We start from the raw sequence: 22,232 nt of genomic DNA on the forward strand, positions 1-22,232 counted from the left end.
ACTGCTTGTGCTAAAGATAAATATAAAGAAAAAATCGAAGTATTAACCGCAAACTATACTATTTAATATTAAATATTTTTGCACCTTTCGTTTGTCATTTATTGCACTTTTTGTTTGGCAGTTTATATATTGATAGTCTATATCTTTCCGATTATAAAATTAAGCAGTTCTCAGTTATACAATTAGGTATTCTTGGTGGTTATCTTTATAATTGGTTATACAATAATTGGTTATTCAATTTTTCTGCTATTGCAGGTATTGCCAATCAACTGCAATTTAAGGAGCTTAGCCATCAAATTGGAAAAATATATCCTCATTCAACCACAGGTATAATTATTAATGTAAGGCTTGGTGTAGGTTACAATAAAGAACGGTCGTATTTTTATATATCAGCCAGCTCAGATAATTGTAATTATCCGCTTTCTTCTGATTATCAGCTTAAACATACTTTTGGACGAATTGATATTTGTTATGGTTATCGGCTCCTAAAAAGAAAAAATTTTACACATTAGCAGGTCCTAAATCTCTTACAACCTGCAAAATTTGTTTATTATCGAGTGGCGTTAAACGGGCTTCATACTTACGCATACCAATAGGTGAATTTAATTCATATTGTATATCAACAATTTGCTTAGTAGTTCGGCATTTATCAATACAATTGACATATCGTTCTAATAATTCGCCTGTAAAAAAATCGCTTACACTCTTACCTATAACCTGTTCGTGAGGCACATCAAAAATCTTATCTCTATCCGGCTTAAAATATATATATATATTATTTTCATCTAAAATAAACAATAAATCGGGTATTGCCTGAAGCAATGCATTTACTTTTTGTTCATTTTCCTTTAAAGCTCGTTCTATTTTTTTACGATCCGTAATATTTCGAATTATAGCTTGATACAAAATTCGTTTATTATTGACAACAATAGGACTTAAGCCCACTTCGGTATCAACAATCTTATTTTCTTTATTTTTAAATTGCCAATAGAAAGCTTTCGATTCACCTGCCATTGCATTTAATATTTTTCTATTAAATCGATCGGTACTTTTTTCAAAGTTATGTTGCAAATCGGGTGATAATATTAAAATATCCATTTGCTTTAGTTCATCTTTTGAATAGCCGAATAAAATTTCAGCATTTCTATTTGCTTCAATAATACGAACTCCATCTAACAAAATAATAGCATCGCTAGCTTCTTCAAACAACGAGACATAGCGTTTGTTACTTTCTAATATTGCCGATTCAAATTTCTTTTCTTCTGTAATATCAATAAAGTAGCCTAAAATATCATTAGTGTTATCATTTTCATTAGTAATAATTGTCGAAAAATCTTTGACCCAGATATACGAGCCGTCTTTTTTACGCATTCGATAAGGTGAAAACGATATTTGAGTAACTTGCTTTTGAATAGCTTCGTTTCGCTCCTTTGTATGCATCTCAATATCTTCAGGATGTATTAACTCATCGTAAACAATAGCCCCCGAAGTAAAATCGTCAACACTATATCCTAAAACATCTTTTACATTTTCTGATATATATATAAATTTTTTAGTTTCGTCTGCTTTAATGCGAGTAATAACCACGCTTCCTTGCATAAACATTTTTCGTTCATCGAGTAATGTTTTATTCAATTGAAGCAAATTATTTTCGATTTTCTTTAATCGAGTAATATCTGTAATAGACCCAGCCAAGCGAATAATATTTCCATTTTCGTCTTTTAATAACTCGCCTCGTTCAATAACCCAAATATAATAGCCTCTTTTATGCATCAGACGAAATTCATTTTCGTAGTAAGGTGTTTTTCCTTCTAAATAGTCATTTAATATTTTTTTTGCTTTTTCTTTATCTTCCGGATGTATAAGACTATCTCGAGTTCCAAACTCATTTTTTAATTCATAATCTTCGTACCCTAATAAAGCTTTCCAACGTGGCGATAAATAAACAGTATTCCTTAACAAATCCCAATCAAAAATACCATCGTTTCCACCCCTAGCAATTAGTTCATATCGTTCTTGACTTTCTTTTAAATCGCGAAGATATTGTTCTCTATCTGTTATATCGAGTGTCCATATAAGTACACGTTTTATTTCACCTCGTTCATTTACAACAGGATCAAGATGTGTTTCATTCCATCGAATTTCATTTTTTAACGGATAAGATTCTTTAAAAAATACACTATGCCCTTGTTTAGCTTTTTCAAATTGTTCTAAAAAATATTTTTTTCGATCTTGCTGTGGAATTAAATCTAAAGCATTATCTCCTTTCTTTAAAGCAAAATTAAACTCTTTATATATTACATCACGAGCCGACTTATTAAAAGCAATAATATTTAAATTTAAATCGACCAAATAAAAACGTTGAATACTACTATCAAAAATCGGTTTCAATTCATTTTTTTGCTCTTCATAATCCATTTCAAGTTTTCGAAGCATGGTAATATCTGAGAGCAAAAGCATTATATGCGAAACATTTCCTTCAAGCTCAACAGGCACCCAATTTATCTGAATAAAAATAGGCGACTGTTCTACTTCTACTATTCGTTCTGTAAAATGATAAATTCCTTTTTTTACATTCTGAACCAATGATGTAATTTCGGTATTTTGCAAAAAGAAAAGTACATTTTCAATTTTATCGTTTTCGACTAACGAATGTTTTAATTTTGTTTCATAAAATTTTGAAGCAAGCTGATTAAATAAAATCAACTGGTTATCGATATCAAACAACAACACCATTTGGCTAATGCCATTAAAAAATGCTGTTTGAATTGAGCCAACTTTTTTAAATCCTTCTGAAAATTCGATTAGCGAAGTTATTTCTTGAGCAAATACAGCAATAGCATACACTTCGTTAATTTCATCAAATAAAAGTGAATAATTACATTGAATAAATACCTTTTTTCTTTCTATTTCAAGCTTTAGAATTTGATTATAGTAACGATTTCTTAAAACTTCTTCTACAATATTGGTTTGAAATTCATCTTCGCTAATATTAGTAATTTCATAAAATAATTTACCTACCGGGTTAGCTATTTTGAAAATAGTTTCAAATGCACGATTCGCATTAATAATCTTACCACTCAGCGATATGGTAAATACAGCATGTTGAATATACTCTAAAAGTTGCTCACTTATTTTTTTTTGTTGCTCATATTCGTGTCGCCAGCAAACTAAATCAATGGTAATTCCCAACGATACTTTATCAATAGGTTTTACCAAATATCCATAAGCAGAATAATTTATGGCATTCGAAACAGTAGTATCGTCAGTATAGCTTGATATATATATAACTGGTATATTATACTCTGTAAAGAAACGATTAGAGGCTGTAATACCATCGATACCTTCTGGTAAATTAATATCTAATAATACTACATCGGCACGTTTTTTCTCGCAAAGCAAAAAAGCCTCATCGGCAGTGCTAAATGCACCTATCAACTCGTGCCCCAACTCTTGTAAAAAAAGCGAAAATACAGTTTGGAGCATTTTATCGTCCTCTACTACAATAACTTTTCTTGAAGTTTTATTCATAAATTATTGGTATTTTTACACCCATATTTTAAACCTTAAAATTAAGCATTTTTAAGCAAAAATAAGATGACCCAGAAAAAAGATACATTTATTGCCATCGATATAGGAAACAGTTACATAAAAGCACTCATACAACATGACCAAAATGATATTAAAATTGCTTCAGATAGTTGGGAAGAAATAACACAACAAATCATTCCCTATATAAATCAGAACTACTCCATTATTATTAGCGACGTAAAAGGAATAATTAAAGAGATTCCTTTCGACAAACATAAAGTTATATTTTTAAATTCAAATACACCATTACCCATTAAAAACGCTTACCACAGCCCCAAAACACTTGGTTATGATCGTATTGCAGCGGCAGTGGGAGCATATACATTATTTCCTAATTTTCCTTGTTTAATTATCGATGCAGGTACAGCTATCACTATCGACCTATTAACCCACAACACTTATCAAGGAGGCGCTATTTCGCCAGGAATTAAATTGCGATATGAAGCCCTTCATCAATTTACAAGTAAACTACCCTACCTCGAAAAAATCAATCATTTTAATTACCCAGGTAAAACAACCGAAGAATCCATACACAATGGTGTTTTGAATGGAGTTCTTTACGAAATTGAAAAACACATCGAAAACTTTTTACAAAAATTTAACGATGGAAAAATAATTATTACTGGAGGTGATAGTTTATATTTGGTAAAATTCATAAAAAAAACCATCTTTGCAGAACCCAATTTGGTGCTCAATGGATTAATTAACATATTAAAATACAATGCAATATAAAATTATTATAATTTCAAGCATACTCCTATTGACCAGCTTTTACGCTCAAAGTCAATCATTTTCACTTTCTCCATACTCAAAATTTGGCATAGGCGATTTAAGCTACACAACCTATCAGCCAGGATTAGGAATGGGCTACACGAGCATAGCTCAACGCTCAAACCGATATATCAACGATGCCAACCCTGCATCTGCCTCCGAAATAGACACAATGACCTTTCTATCTGAAATTTCTTTAATCGGACGAAATCATCAACTTAAAAATACTACAACTTCTAAATCTACAACTAATACTGATATCAGCTATTTTGCTATGGCATTCCCCATTATGAAAAAATGGGGTGTAAGTTTTGGACTTAGCCCATTAAGTAATATCGGATACAACATTAGCGAAAGTAAAAATATTGACACACTATCGCTAACTAACGTATACAAAGGCGATGGCGGTATTAATGAAGTTTTTTTAAATAACGGTTTTCAAATCTTAAATATTCTTAAAAAAAATAACAACAACGAAAATTTGCAAAAAACATTCATTCATAACCTATCAGTTGGAGTTCGAACAGCCTATGTATTTGGTTCACTCGACCGTTATTCAACCGCTACTTTTAACGAAGAATTAAATGTTTTTGATTTATATAAAACTGAACGATTGTTAATTAGCGATTTTACCTATAAAACAGGAATACAATACCAATATACCTTACAAGAAATAAATAATGGTTTTAGAACCAATAGATTAAAATTTATTATTGGATTCACCTTAGATAATGAACATAAACTTAACTCTAAGCAAACCACCTTAATAACTAAATATTTAAACCTTATGGGATATGTAACTAAAGATACCATTGAAAATAAAATAAACAAAAAAGGCATTATTCAAACACCCCTATCGTTTGGATTAGGATTTTCAATAACAACTAACGATAAATTTACATGGGCTGCTGATGTTAGCTTACAACAGTGGTCAAAAGTAACATTTTTTGAAAATAACCCTAATTTAAGAAATACATTGTTTGCCTCAACTGGAATTCAATACATACCCGACCCGTATAAATTTTACAGCTATTGGAAAATGGTTAATTATCGCATAGGCGGGTATTATAATCAAACTTACTTAAATATAAACAATCATGACATAAACGAAATTGGCATAACTTTTGGTTTAGGTTTACCTATAACAAAAACCGATAAAGGTGAGGGCACTATGATACGCAGAAAATTACCTCCCATGATTAATTTAGCATTTAGTTATGGAACACGTGGCACAACAGCAGACAATCTTATTAAAGAACGCTTTTTTCAATTTTCAATTGGTTTAAATCTTCAAGATATTTGGTTTATTAAACGAAAATATAATTAGCAATATGAGAAAGATTAGTTTTTTATTTGTAGCCTTAGTACTTTCTATAGCAGTTAGTACTAATATCAAAGCTCAAGACGAACAAAATAATAACGATCCAAAATTTGGTCCTAATCCAGACCATTGTAAAATGCACTTGTCGTTATATTTAGAATTTTATCGTCAAAAAAATTATGTCGATGCTTATCCCTCTTGGAGCACCGTTTTTAAAGAATGTCCCAAATCAAGCAAAAACATGTACATTCACGGTCCTAAAATATTATGGGAAATGATCAATGCCTCTAAAGATGCTGCTATTAAAGCAAAATATGGCGATACCCTTATGATGATGTACGATCGCCGTATCGAAAACTTTGGCGAAGAAGGTAAAGTTCTGGGTTATAAAGGTATTGACTATATTAAACTCTATCCTACCAAGAAAAAAGAAGCACTCGATATATTAGTAAAATCGATCGAAATCGACGGAAAAAGCTCCGACCCTGCTGCTATTACCACTTTAATGTCGCTTGCTGTTGATTTATATAAAGAAAAAAAGCTAACTGCTGATTTAATTTTAGACTATTACAACAAATGTTCTGAAGCTTTAACATCACAGCTCGAAGCCAAACCCGATGCCGAAAATGTAAAAAAAGCACAAGATAATATCGATTTAGCATTAGTAAATTCGGGCGTAGCATCGTGCGATAAAATAGTTCCCATATTTCAATCTAAATTTGAAGCCAATAAAGACAATATTGATATGCTAAAAGTTATTTTAAAACTTTTAGCTCGACAAGAATGTACCGATTCTAAAGTATATGCCCAAGCATCTGAACAATTAAACAAATTGCAACCATCGGCATTTTCTGCTTATTCATTAGCTCAACTCTTTGTTAAAAAAGGTGAATATTCCAAAGCTGTTGAATATTATCAACAAGCCATTAAAATCGATACCATTAACGAAAAAAAGGCACAATACTACTACGAAATGGGTATTATTACAGGAACAAAATTAGGTCAAATGAGTACTGCAAGAAATTATGCTCTTAAAGCTGCTGAACTAAAAAAAGGATGGGGTAAACCCTATATTTTAATTGGCCAACTCTATGCTCAAAGTGCTAAAGAATGTGGCGACGACGCTTATTACCAATCGCTCGTTTATATTGCTGCTGTAGATAAATTTGTTCAAGCCAAATCAATAGATGCCGATTGTGCCGACGAAGCAAATAAACTCATCAATTCATATAGCAGCATGTACCCCTCAAAAGAAGATATGTTTTTCCATGGCGATAGCGAAGGTAAATCATACACTATTGGCTGCTGGATTAACGAAACAGTTAGAATTAAAGTAAGATAAAATATTTTTTCAATTTTTAAACTGCCCATTTCATACCCTTTTTCTAAGGTTTGGAATGGGTAGTTTTTAATATTAACTTTACAACTTATATCTCTTATTTTGAAAAAACTATTAAAACAAATTCATAAAAAAGTAAAATGAAATCATAATTTATTAATAATTAATTTGTTCAAAATGCTTATTTTAATTTAATATAAAAAAATAAACACAAATGAAAACTATAACCGAAACCGATACCCATTTTATCTGCGAAATTGATGCACCTTCGTTTCAATTGCTCACCCCTACTCAAGTGGAGCTCATACGTAGTAGCAAAACACAAGTTATATTTCATAAAGGCGAAAACTTAACTAAGCAAGGTACTTTTTCAAGTTATATTTTATTTATCATCAATGGTATTGTAAAAAAACACATTGAAGCCTCAAACGATCGATATATCAACTTAAGCATACATACAAAAAATGAGATGATTGGACTTTCGAGTCTTTTTCAACAAAAAAAATTCACTTATTCGACCATTGCCCTCCAAGAAACTCAAGCATATTTAATCGAAGCATCGAGCCTTCAAGCAATTTTAAAAGAAAATGCAGCCTTTGCTTATAATGTCATTGAGCAATATTGTAAAGAAAACAAACGTATATTAGATGTTCTACACCATCAAACTTTTAAACAAATGTATGCACGCTTAGCCTCTACCCTTTTATACTTAAACGATTTTAAAATATTTTCTATTTTTTCGATATTAACTCGAAAAGAAATAGCTGCTTTTGCAGGTTTATCAACAGAAAGTACCATTAAATTGCTTAAAGAATTTGAGCAAGAAAAAATTATACGCCTCAACGATAAAGAAATCGATATAATAAACATAAACACACTTATTAAATACTCTCAAATGTAAAACTATGAACTATCAAGAAGCTATTAATTATCTATACAACAAAGCTCCTATGTTTACTAAAGTTGGCAAATCTGCATATAAAGCTAACTTAAACAATAGCATTCAACTTGACCATTATTTTAAACAACCTCATTCTGCATACAAAACAATTCACGTAGCAGGTACCAATGGTAAAGGAAGCGTATCGCATACCATTGCTGCCATATTACAAGAAGCAGGTTACAAAGTAGGATTATATACCTCACCACACCTTAAAGATTTTAGAGAACGAATAAAAATAAACGGAATACAAATTAGCGAAAACGATGTAATTGAGTTTATTGAACAACATAAAAACATCATCGAAACCATAGAACCTTCATTTTTCGAAATTACAACCTTTTTAGCATTTGAATATTTTAAAAATCAACAAGTAGAAATAGCAGTAATAGAAACTGGCTTAGGAGGCAGACTCGATACTACCAATCTAATACAGCCTAATTTGAGCATTATAACCAACATTGGTTGGGATCACGCCGATTTACTTGGTAATTCATTAGAATCGATCGCCCAAGAAAAAGCAGGTATCATTAAAAAAAATATTCCCGTTATAATTGGTGAACATCAAACAGGTATTGACAATATTTTTATTGATAAAGCCGATAACATAAATGCAACGATATACTTTGCACCTGACGATTATTTCATAAAAAGCTCCTTTATTACTCAAAATCAATTACTCCAACTCGAGATTTTAAAAAATTTTAAACCCTATTTACCTGGATTAAAATTTCAGCTAATAGGAAAGTACCAAATCTATAACGTACCTACTATACTAAAAGCCATCGATATACTCACCGAACAAGGTTTCAAAATAAGCGAGAACAACATCTATAGAGCCTTTAAAAACATTGTAGACCTTACAGGACTTTATGGCCGATGGCAAATTTTAAAACAAAAACCATTGGTAATTTGCGATATTGGGCACAATTTCTCTGGATTAAAATGGAACTTGGAACATCTCGCAGAAATAAAAAAAGAAAGACTATTTTTTGTACTCGGTTTTGTTAAAGATAAAGACATTGAAAAAATATTATCATTGTTTCCTACTCATGCACAATATATATATACTCAAGCATCACTACCAAGATCATTGCCAGCAGAAGAATTAAACAAAATAGCCGCCAAAAAAGGTCTTAATGGAATAGTCATTCCTAATGTCCAAAAAGCTTATAATTATGCTTTACAACAAGCTCTCCATAACGATATTATTTATATTGGTGGAAGTACCTTTGTTGTTGCTGAAATACTATAACAATATTCTATTTATTAACTTTCTGATTTCATAAGTTTCAGTTATATAAATCAAAAAATTGAAAAGGTACAATCAAAATAAAAATTATACGACAATTTAAATGTATTTATCACAATATCAATTAAATAATAACTATTAAAACCCTCTATTTAAATTCTGCTCAGTATAGCTTAGAAAAATTTTCTAACTTTATATGTTTTGATTTGATAGATTTTTTATAAATTCGTGCCTTCAAATTTTTAGAATTAAATGTAAGTAAAAATGGCAACATTACAAACAATTAGAAACCGAGCTGGCGTTCTTGTCGCAATTATTATCGGATTATCTTTATTAGCGTTTATTTTAAATGACCTTATTTACAACAATAGGCTTTTTAATTCAGGTCCAAGTGATGAGGTAGCTGAAATTAGTGGCGAATCCATTTCAATTAAAGAATACGAATCGATAGTAAATGAGCTTACCGAAAACTACTTACGCAATACTAACCAAGAAACAGTTCCCGATGAAAATATTAGTCAACAAATAAGGGATCAGGCTTGGGATATTTTAATTACCAACCATGTTTTAGCCAATAAATTACCCGATTTAGGCATAGCTGTTCATCCCGACGAACTACAAGATATGATTGTAGGTTCTAATATTGACCCACAAATACTTCAAATTCCCATTTTTAAAAACCAACAAACAGGGATGTTCGATCCCAATTTGGTACGTCAATTTATTGCCAATATGGACAAAGACCCTAGTGGCAATGCACGCTTAAGCTGGGTTGCTTTCGAAAAAGAACTTGAACATCAAAAATTATTAAAAAAATATTATACCGCTGTAAAAAAAGGCATGTACATTACTTCGGTTGAAGCTAAACAATTAGCCGAAGAAGCTTCTACTCAGAATGATATTCAAATGATATTAAAACGCTATTCCGATATTAACGATTCAAGTATAACAGTTACCGACGACGAAATTGAAAAATACTACCAAGAACATCAATATTTATTTGAACAAGAAGAATCGAGAGATATTGATTATATTGTATTCGACGTCAAACCTTCGCCTGCCGATATGCAAGCATTACAACAAAAAATGCAAGATATTAAAGACCGCTTTACAACTGCCGAAAATGTTGAAGAATTTGTTAATCAAAACTCCGATGTTCCATATTCAGAAAACTATTATGCTAAAGGCGAATTGTCGCCTGTAATTGATAGCTTAATATTTACCCAACAACCCGGTTTTATTTACGGTCCCTACATTGATGGCGAAAATTATATGGTAGCCAAATTAGTAGCTTTTAAAAATCTTCCTGACTCTGTACATGCTCGCCATATTCTCATCGCTCCAAATGAAAAACGCACTAAAGAACAAGCTAAGGCAATGGCAGACAGCTTAAAGAAAGTATTAGAAAAAGGAGGAAACTTCCCCGCTTTAGCAAAACAATACTCAGACGACAAAGGTTCGGCTAACGATAGCGGCGATGTAAAATGGTTTAAACAAAATATGATGGTAAAACCGTTTGAAAAAGCTGCTTTTGAAGCCAAAAAAGGTGAATATGTTATTGCCGAAACCCAATACGGCTACCATATTATTCAGGTTTTAGAAAAATCGAAAGATGTAAAAAAAGCTCAGGTCGCTTTTGTACAATGGAGAATTGAACCGAGTTCGGCTACTTATCAAACAGTACAAAATCAGGCATATCAATTTGCCGGCACCAATAATACAGTTGAAAAATTTAATAACGCTCTTACTAAAGAAGGTTTAACAAAAAGAGTGGCTAATGGTATTAAAACATCCGACAGAACTATTGCTGGTTTCGACAATGCACGCGAAATAATTCGTTGGGCATACAAAGCAAATAAAGGTGACGTTTCGCAACCCTTTGAATTCCCCGACAAATTTGTTGTTGCTGTTTTAACCGAAGCACGCGAAAAAGGCTATGCACCTATTGAACAAATTAAAGAACAACTCACCACGCTTGTTAAAAAAGAAAAGAAAGCCGAAAAATATATTCAGGAATTCAAAGCAAACAAAAATTTAGGAAATATACAGGCTATTGCAAGTAAAATGAATATACCCGTGATGGATGCTACGGCTATTACTTTTGCATCGTTTAGCTTACCGGGCGTTGGTATCGAACCCAAAGTTATTTCGGCTTCGGCTACTCTTCCAAAATCTCAATTATCGGCTCCTATTAAAGGCAATAATGGCGTTTTTATGATTACAGTTACCAACAGAACAACACAAGCTGCTGCCGATGTTAAACAAATGCAAATGCAAGCCTCTTATGATATTCAAACACGCGTGGATTATCAAGCTTTTGAGGCATTGAAAAAATTAGCCAATATCAAAGATAATAGAATTTTATTCTACTAAACAATATAAACAGCAAAAGAAGCTGCCACAAGGCAGCTTTTTTTATACTATATGGACGTTGAATTTATTAGCAGTAACCAAAACCCCAAAATAAAGCTTATACACGAGCTTTATGAATCAAAGGGTAGAAAAAAACATAAACTTTTTATTGCCGAAGGTAATAGAGAGATTTATATTGCATTGCAAAGCGGTTATATACCACGAAGCATTTTTATAAGTCAGGATTATGCCCCCAAAGCTTCGTACAATTTGTTCAATGATTTTAATATACCATTATCTATTGTATTTAAAGTAGAACAAAAGCTTTTTGCCAAAATCTCATATCGCGAAAATACCGAAGCCATTATTGCCCTTTTTGAGTGGAAAAAGCACGATTTAAATCAATTTAAATTAAGTGATAACCCCTTATTCATAGTGGTAGAATCGGTTGAAAAGCCCGGTAATTTGGGAGCTATTTTACGCACGGCCGATGCTGCTCATGTGAATGGGGTTATCGTATGCAATCCGGTTATTGATTTGTACAATCCCAACGTAGTTCGATCAAGTATTGGTTGCCTTTTCTCTGTGCCCATTGCTCTTGCCTCTACATCGGAGACCATAACATGGTTAAAGCAAAAAAATATAAAAATATATGCAGCAGCACTTCAGAATGCAAAATTTTATCATCATTATGATTATGGTGGTCCTACCGCTCTTGTCTTTGGAACCGAAGCCGATGGTTTATCGTCCGAATGGATAAATCAAGCCGACCATATTGTAAAAATACCCATGCTTGGCATGATTGATTCGTTAAATGTATCGAATGCAGTTGCCATCATGACTTTCGAAGCCATGCGTCAAAGGAATTTCAAAATTTAAAAGTGGTATTATTTTCCTATTACAAAGAAAACTCCAAACTGTAAGCCTGTTAAATCAAGATAATTATTAAGGTAGTTTTCAGCTTCTTCTACATTTCCAAAAGCATCCGTCATTCGTACAGAATACTTTACGCTATGTCGGCTGGGCAATGTTACCGAATACGAGGCACGAACACCAAACACATCGGCAAATAAAAGTTGAATTCCGCCTGTATAACCGAGATATCCCATCGTATTGGCTCTGCTTCGATACGAAACTTCGGTATATTTATTTTGCAATTCGCTATAATACAAGTCGATAGCAGGGATATTAAAACCACGTAAACCCGCATTGAATTCGCCAAAAAGATTGATGGCAAAATCACCTTTATCAACAACAATAGGAACATTGGCTAAAATATTAAGTCCAAACTTTGTCGAAGCATAACGTCCTTTGATTTTAGCATCGTTGGTACCGGCATATTCTAAGAATTTGTCTTTATTAAAATTTAGGCGGTCTATTTCTAAATTTAAGCCCATACCTAAACCATATTTAATAATATAATTAAAATCGAATCCTATTTGATAGCCATTTTTAGCAAATAGTCCAATCGTCTCATCGGTACTACTTAACTCTTCCGAAGGTTTTAATGTACCTCCCATGATATGAATAGAACCCGTATGGTCGAGATAATTGATATCAAATTGACTAAACGATACGTTAGCCCATAAAACCAATATAATCAATGCAATTGTTCTCATAGTATTAATAACTTAAATATAAATCCATAAATACATCTTCGATATCGGGTATATGCTTTACACCATAGTATATGCGAGGATAAAAGCGATTTTGAATATCAATGGGTGCTAAATCGAGTTCATATATCAACGTTGGAGGATTTTCACCATTATTTCGCGAAATCATAAATTTAAATACTTCGTTGTAGGTATATTGAACGTTATCGAAGAAATATTGGTCGATAAAATCGTTTGGACGTTTAAACTTGAAAGGGAAACTACTAGGAGTTTTAACAACCGTGCGTCCAACATATGTGTTGTTGTGATACATATCAATGAACAAGCTGGTGTTTCTGTAACTCTTCGGCAACATTAAGTTGATAGAATCGATAAAAACACGTTGCGGTTGAGGATTTATAAATATTTGTTGTGTAACTTCGTTATATGAGCCATCGGTACAGGTTCCACGCAACTTAACAGTGTAAGTACCGGGGTTTTGAAAAATATGATAAGGATCGTCGTCGTTTGATTGCCCACCATCGCCAAAATCCCATGCAAAAATATTAGCACCCGATGAACTGTTGCTAAATATCACTTTGTTAGGAGCAAAGTTATTATCGTTATAGTGTTGATACGAAAAACCAGCCGTAACAGGAATTGAAGCTTGAGCTAATTCGGGCATATCTAATTCGGCTGTATCGGAGCTTATTTCGTTCGAAACAATAAGTTTAACCTTATAGGTACCGGGTGTATTATAGATATGAGTCGGATTTTGCTCGTGCGATGTAGAACCATCGCCAAAATCCCATGTATAAGTTACGTTGCCCAATAAATTGGCTGTTTCCTGATAATAAGTAACAGGATAAGGCGGAACACAATTTTTCACAACAGAAGTAAGCTTTGTGATTTGTAAAGGAGGAGGCGATTGACGATAAAAAGTCCAACCTCGTATCGGGTCTTTTTCGCAACGAATAAGCATTAGCATCAAAGTACCCATAAATAAGAATGTAACAGTATATTTGAAAACTCGATACATAGAATAATTTTTTGAGTTTAGTGTACAAAGATAATAAAAATTGTCTGAATCACTGATTTTTATATGATTTTTTTGATTTTCAATGATTTCTTTTTTATCATGCTAATCCCATAATCGTATAAATCATGGTTCAGACTTTATTATTTTTTTAATCCTTACCATATTATTCCCTAATACTCGTATATTGTACACTCCCCTCGGAAGTTGCGAAATGTCGAGGGTGATTTCAGGTGAAGAGGTGATTATTTTTTTTATGAGTATGCCATGCATCTCATAGAGTGTAATAGTGTATTCGCCACTAAGTATTCCGCGTATGCGGATATGAATTTCATCTGTGACTGGGTTGGGATAGATTTCTATTTTGTGTTTGTAGAAGTTCTGGGATGCAAAACCCTGATTGCAGTTTTTTACATACACTTGCACGGAATCGCTGCGGTACCAGCCCCATGGGTCTTTTACCTTTATTACAACCTGCTGCATGCCGGTATCGTGTGGTATGAACGAAACAAGTGTATCTATCCACAAAGGTAAGCTGTAGGGGTAGTAAACACTATCTAACACAAGCACATTGTTGGCATAAACAAAATACGGAGCACTACGCCCTTTAAATTTTACACGTATCAACGCGGTGTCGTTTTTGCATACCGTATCGGGAGATTGTAATATCTGGCAAACAAGGGCTGTATCGTTGCAGCTCATAAAGCCATCGCAACCGAGGGAGTCTGTTTTTACAAGCCAGGCCTGTTGCGAAGGGGTTAGGGTATTATCCACAACGTAACCACCGAAAATGTAACCACCATCGGAAGTGGGGGTGATAACAGATGGATTCAAATTATTAAAAACATTTCCAGTATGAATAAAATATCGATTATAACGTACTTTTAAGTTTCTATCCAATACTGTAATTGTTGCTTCCTTGCGAATAACGATGTAAGCATTCATATTGTATGCAGAATTTATTCCTAAAAAAGCTAAATTTGAATCACTTCTTAAAACACCATGTATAAAACCAATTGAGAATAATGTGTCACCTGAAATAGATGCATTTCTGAAAAAGATTTGTTTGTTTATACTTAAATCTTCGTTTAAAATTAATAGCCATGGCTTTGTCATGAGAAATCCATTTACGTTTTTTTCATAACTATAATATTGGCCAGTAAGTATTTTATTTCCACTAAGAGGTAATGCATATCTAAAATCCATATCATACAACTCCGGATGCCCGAACGCTGCACTTGCCACTTCATTTCCCTGCAAATCAGTTTTTACCACCCAGCCATCGTTGCGGTCGAAAGGGTTGGTTACATACGAAGGCGCATAACTGCGGGTGGCACCGAATAAATAATAGTAATTGCCCATTTGTATAGCTGAAGCAAAACCTTCATCATCATTTTGAGGACCTATTGTAACTCTTCTTAATATATTTGAGGAACTATCGGTTAATAAAAACAATCCGTTCCTATTTCCCGTTGACACATCATTACTATCCTTGGTATGAACACCTGCAAACAGTAAATTATTGTTAGTAGTTTCAATTACAGTATTACTATGAAGACAACCATTACATGTAATACTATCTCTTAAGAGTACTTTTGAATAAATTGTATCGAATATGCTATTAAGTTTAATTGCAAATATTAAATTGTTTTGTGCAGTTCCATTCTGGCATGTGCCGGTTATTATATATTCATTATTGGCTATTGGCAATATTTTCGTTAAAAACGGAGTCATATTAAAGAAGGAATAATTCCTTTCCCATTTAACATTTGCTGACGAATCGAGTAAGCACAGAGTATTTCCATAGGAAAATGCAACAATGTAACCCGAATCAGAAGGAATAATACTGTTTATCAGGTTATAGTTTCCGTTTATTAAAAAAGTCTTATTCAGATAAGGAACCTGACTAAATGATTGTTGGGGAAACAATAGTTTCCCAAACAATGTTATTAATATCAGATATTTCAATTTGCACATATTTATTCAATTACAAGTTTCTTACTGCAAACAACCGATGATTTATTCAAAAGAATCAGATAATAAACACCGGTTTTCTGGTTTTTAAGGTCAATAGTCAGATGATTGCTAAGTATTTCATGACTCTGAATGAGCTTACCCGTGTTATCATACAGTTTTATTTCTGTGTCGTTGTAATCATCTGACTGGTTTATGCTGATATTTAGGTATTTGCTTGCCGGATTGGGGTGTATTTGCAAGCCGCATTCATAGTCCTCGAAATATTCAGAACTATAAGCAAGTTTCTTTGCTGTTGAACTGCTTCCTACATATACATTTACCGGAAATAATGTGTCGTAAGCCGATTCAAGCAGACTTACCGCATCGCTCTGGCAGAAATTTGCAGAATCGTTTGCAATAGCGAATAGCCAATTGTTGTTGGATATTATTAAGGAATCACGCAAACTGTCAGGTGTTTGTGCAAGTTGGATGAAGAAATTCTGTAGTTCAATAAAGTCTTCAATATAGCTGTCGCCGGTTTCATTCAGGGCATTAATCTGGTTCAGGTTGTTTGTTGCATCAGTGTATCTTTTATTGCTAATAAAAACCGGAGTTGTAGTAATACGTTCTGCAAGTGTTCCGGTTTGCAATACATAATTCAGGATTGTGTCAACCTTTTCAGGTATTGTATCAACCAATAAGGCAGAAATAAGCAGATCGCCAAACTTACTGTTTATGCCATAATCGCGGTTAAGCAATTCATTTTCGAGCTGTACCCTTGCACCTATACCATTCTGTGCCGCCCAAATCTGATTTTTGAAATTCTGGTTTACGTTCATAAGATAAATTGTCTGAACCGCTGATTCCATTATGATTTTGTTGATTACCATGATTTATACTTTTGGGCGTTGAAAATTTTGTTTGAATTTTTTGTTTATTACGCGTTTGAATTCTAAACTTTTTGCGCCAAAATTTATCAGAAGACCTATTTCCAGATCGTAGGCCTCAAGGTAGTTTATGGCTTGTGAAAGGTTTGTGTTATCGAGTTTTGTAATCGCTTTTATTTCAACCGACACAAGCCCTTCAACCAGAAAATCAACCCGTCGTGTACCGATTTGATGCTCCTTGTAAAATACGGGCATCTCTTTTTCCCGCTCATAAGGTAATTCCTGTATGTCAAACTCAATAGCCAATGCACGCTGATAAATTACTTCCTGAAAACCATTACCCAATGCCTTATGCACTTCCATTGCACATCCTATTATTTTCTCCGTTATCTCCGAATACTTGTACTCATCTTTAATCATAGCAATCAATTTAATCAATATAAAATCAGTGGTTCAGACATTTTCACAAACTTTTTATAAACTCCGAACCGGTTGCTTACTACTTTTACCATGTACAGTCCATCGGGCAGAGCCGAAATATCAATTGCCGTAACGTTATGGCTCGTGGTTGTTGTGCTATGTGATTTTCCTTGCATATCGTAAATGGTAACCGTGTATGTTTGCGGTTTCTCAAAACTCAGGCTCACATGTAAAACTGAATTTGCCGGATTAGGAAAAATATCCACCTGTTGTTCATATAAGTACTGTGGGTTAGCAGAGGACGTACAGTTCCTTACAAAGACCTGTGCTGTATCACTGGCGGTACGTTCCCAGGGTTCGTGCAGTGTTACTACAAGGTTTTGCCAGCCGGTATCCTGCGGAACAAAGGGCATTATAGTATCTATCCACAACGGCAGGGTGTAGGGGTAGTAAATGCTGTCTAAAGCCAAAGTACTGTTTGCATATAAACTATAAGGTGCGCTGCGGCCTTTCAGCCGGACTGCAATCTGGTAAGTGCTGTCTTTGCACAGGGTATCGGGGTAGTTTAAAATTTGTACTACCAGGGCCGTATCGTTGCAGCTCATAAAGCCATCGCAACCGAGAGAGTCTGTTTTAACTAGCCAGGCCTGTTGCGAAGGGGTTAGGGTATTATCCACAACGTAACCACCGAAAATGTAACCACCATCGGAAGTGGGGGTGATGGTCTGTGGAATAAGATTTGAAACTAAATAATTTGCATGTGTATAATATTTGTGATTTATAATTTTATAATTTAAATCTAATTTTACTACTTTAACAATGCTTGTATATTGATATGTACTCATGTTAAACCTTGTCTCTCTTCCTAATAATGTAATTACATTGTTTTTAACATATCCATCCCAAAATGTTAAAGCATAATTTGTATCATTTACTAACTCATTTCTTCCTATAATAAGTTCTCTATTAATACTTAAATCATCATTAATTATATAAAACCGTCCCTTAGTAAAACCAGTTGCAAGTTCGAAATTTGGTAATGAAAAAACAAAATTAAACTCTCCATCATTTAACTCCGGATGCCCGAACGCTGCACTAACCACTTCATTTCCCTGCAAATCGGTTTTAACCACCCAGCCATCGGTACGGTCGAAGCCAATAACATAAGAAGGTGCATAGCTGCGGGTGGCACCGAATAAATAATAGTAATTGCCCATTTGTATAGCTGAAGCAAAACCTTCATCATCATTTTGAGGACCTATTGTAACTCTTCTTAATATATTTGAGGAACTATCGGTTAATAAAAACAATCCGTTCCTATTTCCCGTTGACACATCATTACTATCCTTGGTATGAACACCTGCAAACAGTAAATTATTGTTAGTAGTTTCAATTACAGTATTACTATGAAGACAACCATTACATGTAATACTATCTCTTAAGAGTACTTTTGAATAAATTGTATCGAATATGCTATTAAGTTTAATTGCAAATATTAAATTGTTTTGTGCAGTTCCATTCTGGCATGTGCCGGTTATTATATATTCATTATTGGCTATTGGCAATATTTTCGTTAAAAACGGAGTCATATTAAAGAAGGAATAATTCCTTTCCCATTTAACATTTGCTGACGAATCGAGTAAGCACAGAGTATTTCCATAGGAAAATGCAACAATGTAACCCGAATCAGAAGGAATAATACTGTTTATCAGGTTATAGTTTCCGTTTATTAAAAAAGTCTTATTCAGATAAGGAACCTGACTAAATGATTGTTGGGGAAACAATAGTTTCCCAAACAATGTTATTAATATCAGATATTTCAATTTGCACATATTTATTCAATTACAAGTTTCTTACTGCAAACAACCGATGATTTATTCAAAAGAATCAGATAATAAACACCGGTTTTCTGGTTTTTAAGGTCAATAGTCAGATGATTGCTAAGTATTTCATGACTCTGAATGAGCTTACCCGTGTTATCATACAGTTTTATTTCTGTGTCGTTGTAATCATCTGACTGGTTTATGCTGATATTTAGGTATTTGCTTGCCGGATTGGGGTGTATTTGCAAGCCGCATTCATAGTCCTCGAAATATTCAGAACTATAAGCAAGTTTCTTTGCTGTTGAACTGCTTCCTACATATACATTTACCGGAAATAATGTGTCGTAAGCCGATTCAAGCAGACTTACCGCATCGCTCTGGCAGAAATTTGCAGAATCGTTTGCAATAGCGAATAGCCAATTGTTGTTGGATATTATTAAGGAATCACGCAAACTGTCAGGTGTTTGTGCAAGTTGGATGAAGAAATTCTGTAGTTCAATAAAGTCTTCAATATAGCTGTCGCCGGTTTCATTCAGGGCATTAATCTGGTTCAGGTTGTTTGTTGCATCAGTGTATCTTTTATTGCTAATAAAAACCGGAGTTGTAGTAATACGTTCTGCAAGTGTTCCGGTTTGCAATACATAATTCAGGATTGTGTCAACCTTTTCAGGTATTGTATCAACCAATAAGGCAGAAATAAGCAGATCGCCAAACTTACTGTTTATGCCATAATCGCGGTTAAGCAATTCATTTTCGAGCTGTACCCTTGCACATATACCATTCTGTGCCGCCCAAATCTGATTCTTGAAATTCTGGTTTACGTTCATAAGATTAATATATGGACGTATCCTGACTGGCAGTGGAGAATTTGCCAGAACCACATCCTTTTTATGCGCAGGTTTGTTTATGGGGTGAGTCATAAAGGCAACAAGAACAGTATCGGATAAATAGGGTGAAGCAGCCATCAACTCGTTGTAGAACTTAGTGAAGTTATTAGGTGCTAAGACTGAAATTTTGCTGAGGAAATAGTCAGTGTTGCCATTATCAACCACAGCTTCGTAATAGTTCTTACGATAATTGAGGTCTGTTTTCATCCCATCAATGGCAAATAACTCCGTTCCTGCTGATTTGCTCCCATTGATTTGTGATCCGCAATAAGTAATCCCATCCCAGGGAAATAAAGGAGTAGAAGTTGATGTTGTCCAATTAGGGAAGGGGACTGGAGGTTCAATACGGGTTAAATCATTATCAAATGGCGGATTATACAACCCCCAGTAATAAGTATAACTACCGGGTACAGGATTATTATCCGAAAACTTAAAAGCATCGGGCAATTCGTCTTTATCGGTAGCAAACCTGTTGTGCGTGTTGATGGATTGTGGGTTAAATGGGTCTGCTGCAATTTCCGCATGGTCTTGCACAGTAAAAATAGAGCCGTTGTACATGAGGATATTGTGTTCGATGTTGGGTGCAGTAAGTCCGAAGTCGTTGCAGGTAAGCTTAAGCCCATTGGTTCCGTTGGCAACAAAGGCATGGTTAAGGTTGTCGAAGTCGTTGTTGTATATAACCATGCCTGTTGCAGGATTGTTGTTCATAACAATTCCAATAAATCCGTCTTTAAAAGTATTTTCTTTAACTTTATATACACTACAGTTTTTAATTCCTAATCCAAAAGGATATGTTTGAGGAGTATTTAGATTTCCGTTATCGCCAACAATGAAAGAATTAAACGCGAGATGTGTATTTCCACTTAAGATATAAATGCCTCGGTTATTATTACTAAAACTATTATTTTGGATATTAGAAGACGCATTAGTTGCATATATACCATATTGTAATTGTTCAAAAAATGAATTACTAACTTCTAATTTAGTATTTATTGAATAAATGCCATAACCTCGAGTGTAAGGATTTGTATTAGTTGCAAATGGAATAATGTTTTTAAATTGGTTGTTAAATAAATTAAGCCAGAAGTCTTGAATATTATCAGCATATATATGGTAACGTGGGTTAGAATATGGATTATGGCATAAGTATAAAGAATTAGTAATAAATTCGTTATACTGTATATGGTGTTCAAACTTTGTATTTCTGAGTGAAATATCTATCCAGTTATTAATATAATGTCCGTTATAGCTGTTTATTTTAACGTAATTTTGAGCATAAATTCCATAAATAGCATTTTCAATACGGGCATCATCGGCAATATGAATTAAAATTGGTTTATCTGCATCGTTACTCACCGCCTTGATACCTCTCCACATTTTCGGGCAAGTAGCATCACAAGTAGTTAATAATGCATTCGAGACATTTAATGTACAGCCAGGCATTACCTCTATGTAGCAATTCGGTTTAAATCTGAATATAGTACCCATTGATATCCCTACAACGGTATGATTACCTTCAATTCTAATATTCCCGGGTATATCATAAACTTGCCCATCATGAAAAGAAGTGTTAGTATTTATAATTGTAAGTGGACCTATAGGACCACATGTTGTGCCTTCCATATCGTTTACTTGATAGGTAGCAGTTTGAGTGCAGCCATCGTTGTTAGTAACGGTTACAGTATATGAATTAGCACATAAATTAGTTAAATCTTCAGTAAATATAAAATATTCTCCGTTATCCCATTGATAAGTATATGTTCCTGGTGGCGATACGTTTAAATCAATGCTACCAGTACAAGGGTTATAACAAGCATTATTGTCATTAACAGTTGCCGAAATTGTAAAAGAAGAATTGATAGTAACCTGAGGTGTTGTTGCAGTACATCCGTTTGCATCAGTAATAGTAACGATATAATTACCGACACCTAAGTTTTGAAATACATTAGAAGTTTGAGCTCCATTGCCAATATTGTATGTGTATGGTATATTACCACCATTTGCTACAACCGTAATGCTGCCATTGGTTTCATTACCACACAATGAAGGTGTATAACTGCTT

General features: G+C 33.7%; 16 protein-coding genes. 8 read left to right on the forward strand and 8 right to left on the reverse strand.

Going from position 1 to position 22,232, the window contains the following annotated elements:
- Positions 1 to 110 precede the first annotated feature (110 nt).
- Complete coding sequence (locus tag HPY79_10270; protein NSW46184.1) at positions 111 to 512, forward strand: DUF4421 family protein; 402 nt, start codon at positions 111 to 113, stop codon at positions 510 to 512.
- Here HPY79_10270 and HPY79_10275 read toward each other — a convergent pair.
- Positions 502 to 3,531, reverse strand: coding sequence for a PAS domain S-box protein (locus tag HPY79_10275; GenBank protein ID NSW46185.1), 3,030 nt, complete (start codon positions 3,529 to 3,531; stop codon positions 502 to 504). The genes HPY79_10270 and HPY79_10275 overlap by 11 nt on opposite strands.
- Before the next feature lie 66 nt (positions 3,532 to 3,597).
- Between HPY79_10275 and HPY79_10280 the strand changes: the two genes are divergently transcribed.
- The 7 genes from HPY79_10280 (at position 3,598) to HPY79_10310 (ending at position 12,445) form a co-directional block, all read left to right on the forward strand.
- On the forward strand, positions 3,598 to 4,323 hold the full coding sequence (locus tag HPY79_10280; GenBank protein ID NSW46186.1) for a type III pantothenate kinase: 726 nt from the start codon (positions 3,598 to 3,600) through the stop codon (positions 4,321 to 4,323).
- The gene (locus tag HPY79_10285; protein NSW46187.1) at positions 4,313 to 5,689 is read left to right on the forward strand and encodes a hypothetical protein; all 1,377 of its coding nucleotides are present in this window, start codon (positions 4,313 to 4,315) and stop codon (positions 5,687 to 5,689) included. Before HPY79_10280 ends, HPY79_10285 begins: the two co-directional genes overlap by 11 nt.
- Positions 5,690 to 5,693: 4 nt before the next feature.
- A complete protein-coding gene (locus HPY79_10290; protein NSW46188.1) occupies positions 5,694 to 7,025 on the forward strand; it encodes a tetratricopeptide repeat protein in 1,332 nt (443 codons plus the stop codon).
- 211 nt (positions 7,026 to 7,236) lie between these two features.
- The gene (locus HPY79_10295) at positions 7,237 to 7,923 is read left to right on the forward strand and encodes a Crp/Fnr family transcriptional regulator (protein NSW46189.1); all 687 of its coding nucleotides are present in this window, start codon (positions 7,237 to 7,239) and stop codon (positions 7,921 to 7,923) included.
- 4 nt (positions 7,924 to 7,927) lie between these two features.
- Positions 7,928 to 9,217 carry a bifunctional folylpolyglutamate synthase/dihydrofolate synthase gene (locus HPY79_10300; protein NSW46190.1) on the forward strand — a complete coding sequence of 430 codons (1,290 nt, stop codon included), beginning with the start codon at positions 7,928 to 7,930 and terminating at the stop codon, positions 9,215 to 9,217.
- 261 nt (positions 9,218 to 9,478) lie between these two features.
- Entirely contained in the window at positions 9,479 to 11,587 is a 2,109-nt protein-coding gene (locus HPY79_10305; GenBank protein NSW46191.1) for a peptidylprolyl isomerase, read from the forward strand.
- A 51-nt stretch (positions 11,588 to 11,638) separates the two neighbouring features.
- The gene (locus tag HPY79_10310) at positions 11,639 to 12,445 is read left to right on the forward strand and encodes an RNA methyltransferase (protein ID NSW46192.1); all 807 of its coding nucleotides are present in this window, start codon (positions 11,639 to 11,641) and stop codon (positions 12,443 to 12,445) included.
- Positions 12,446 to 12,453: 8 nt separating this feature from the next.
- Here HPY79_10310 and HPY79_10315 read toward each other — a convergent pair whose 3' ends face one another.
- The 7 genes from HPY79_10315 to HPY79_10345 all read right to left on the reverse strand — a co-directional run.
- Positions 12,454 to 13,185 carry a hypothetical protein gene (locus HPY79_10315; GenBank protein ID NSW46193.1) on the reverse strand — a complete coding sequence of 244 codons (732 nt, stop codon included), beginning with the start codon at positions 13,183 to 13,185 and terminating at the stop codon, positions 12,454 to 12,456.
- A 4-nt stretch (positions 13,186 to 13,189) separates the two neighbouring features.
- On the reverse strand, positions 13,190 to 14,200 hold the full coding sequence (locus HPY79_10320; protein NSW46194.1) for a PKD domain-containing protein: 1,011 nt from the start codon (positions 14,198 to 14,200) through the stop codon (positions 13,190 to 13,192).
- 123 nt (positions 14,201 to 14,323) lie between these two features.
- Positions 14,324 to 16,174 (reverse strand): T9SS type A sorting domain-containing protein, encoded by a 1,851-nt coding sequence (locus HPY79_10325; GenBank protein NSW46195.1) that lies wholly within the window; start codon positions 16,172 to 16,174, stop codon positions 14,324 to 14,326.
- A 2-nt stretch (positions 16,175 to 16,176) separates the two neighbouring features.
- Positions 16,177 to 17,022: a T9SS type A sorting domain-containing protein gene (locus tag HPY79_10330; protein NSW46196.1), complete on the reverse strand. Its 846-nt coding sequence runs from the start codon at positions 17,020 to 17,022 to the stop codon at positions 16,177 to 16,179.
- Between the two features lie 24 nt (positions 17,023 to 17,046).
- Positions 17,047 to 17,460 (reverse strand): GxxExxY protein, encoded by a 414-nt coding sequence (locus HPY79_10335; protein NSW46197.1) that lies wholly within the window; start codon positions 17,458 to 17,460, stop codon positions 17,047 to 17,049.
- A gap of 14 nt (positions 17,461 to 17,474) precedes the next feature.
- Positions 17,475 to 19,292 (reverse strand): T9SS type A sorting domain-containing protein, encoded by a 1,818-nt coding sequence (locus tag HPY79_10340; GenBank protein NSW46198.1) that lies wholly within the window; start codon positions 19,290 to 19,292, stop codon positions 17,475 to 17,477.
- 2 nt (positions 19,293 to 19,294) lie between these two features.
- On the reverse strand, positions 19,295 to 22,232 hold a 2,938-nt coding region (locus HPY79_10345; GenBank protein NSW46199.1), incomplete at its 5' end, for a T9SS type A sorting domain-containing protein.

It is taken from the genome of Bacteroidales bacterium (assembly GCA_013314715.1).
In the GTDB taxonomy this organism is placed as follows: Bacteria; Bacteroidota; Bacteroidia; order Bacteroidales; family GWA2-32-17; genus Ch61.

Coding starts and splice junctions, on each gene's coding strand:
- HPY79_10275 (NSW46185.1), bottom strand. CDS start 3,531: ATGAATAAAACTTCAAGAAAAGTTATTGTAGTAGAGGACGATAAAATG.
- HPY79_10280 (NSW46186.1), top strand. CDS start 3,598: ATGACCCAGAAAAAAGATACATTTATTGCCATCGATATAGGAAACAGT.
- HPY79_10285 (NSW46187.1), top strand. CDS start 4,313: ATGCAATATAAAATTATTATAATTTCAAGCATACTCCTATTGACCAGC.
- HPY79_10290 (NSW46188.1), top strand. CDS start 5,694: ATGAGAAAGATTAGTTTTTTATTTGTAGCCTTAGTACTTTCTATAGCA.
- HPY79_10295 (NSW46189.1), top strand. CDS start 7,237: ATGAAAACTATAACCGAAACCGATACCCATTTTATCTGCGAAATTGAT.
- HPY79_10300 (NSW46190.1), top strand. CDS start 7,928: ATGAACTATCAAGAAGCTATTAATTATCTATACAACAAAGCTCCTATG.
- HPY79_10305 (NSW46191.1), top strand. CDS start 9,479: ATGGCAACATTACAAACAATTAGAAACCGAGCTGGCGTTCTTGTCGCA.
- HPY79_10310 (NSW46192.1), top strand. CDS start 11,639: ATGGACGTTGAATTTATTAGCAGTAACCAAAACCCCAAAATAAAGCTT.
- HPY79_10315 (NSW46193.1), bottom strand. CDS start 13,185: ATGAGAACAATTGCATTGATTATATTGGTTTTATGGGCTAACGTATCG.
- HPY79_10320 (NSW46194.1), bottom strand. CDS start 14,200: ATGTATCGAGTTTTCAAATATACTGTTACATTCTTATTTATGGGTACT.
- HPY79_10325 (NSW46195.1), bottom strand. CDS start 16,174: ATGTGCAAATTGAAATATCTGATATTAATAACATTGTTTGGGAAACTA.
- HPY79_10330 (NSW46196.1), bottom strand. CDS start 17,022: ATGGAATCAGCGGTTCAGACAATTTATCTTATGAACGTAAACCAGAAT.
- HPY79_10335 (NSW46197.1), bottom strand. CDS start 17,460: ATGATTAAAGATGAGTACAAGTATTCGGAGATAACGGAGAAAATAATA.
- HPY79_10340 (NSW46198.1), bottom strand. CDS start 19,292: ATGTGCAAATTGAAATATCTGATATTAATAACATTGTTTGGGAAACTA.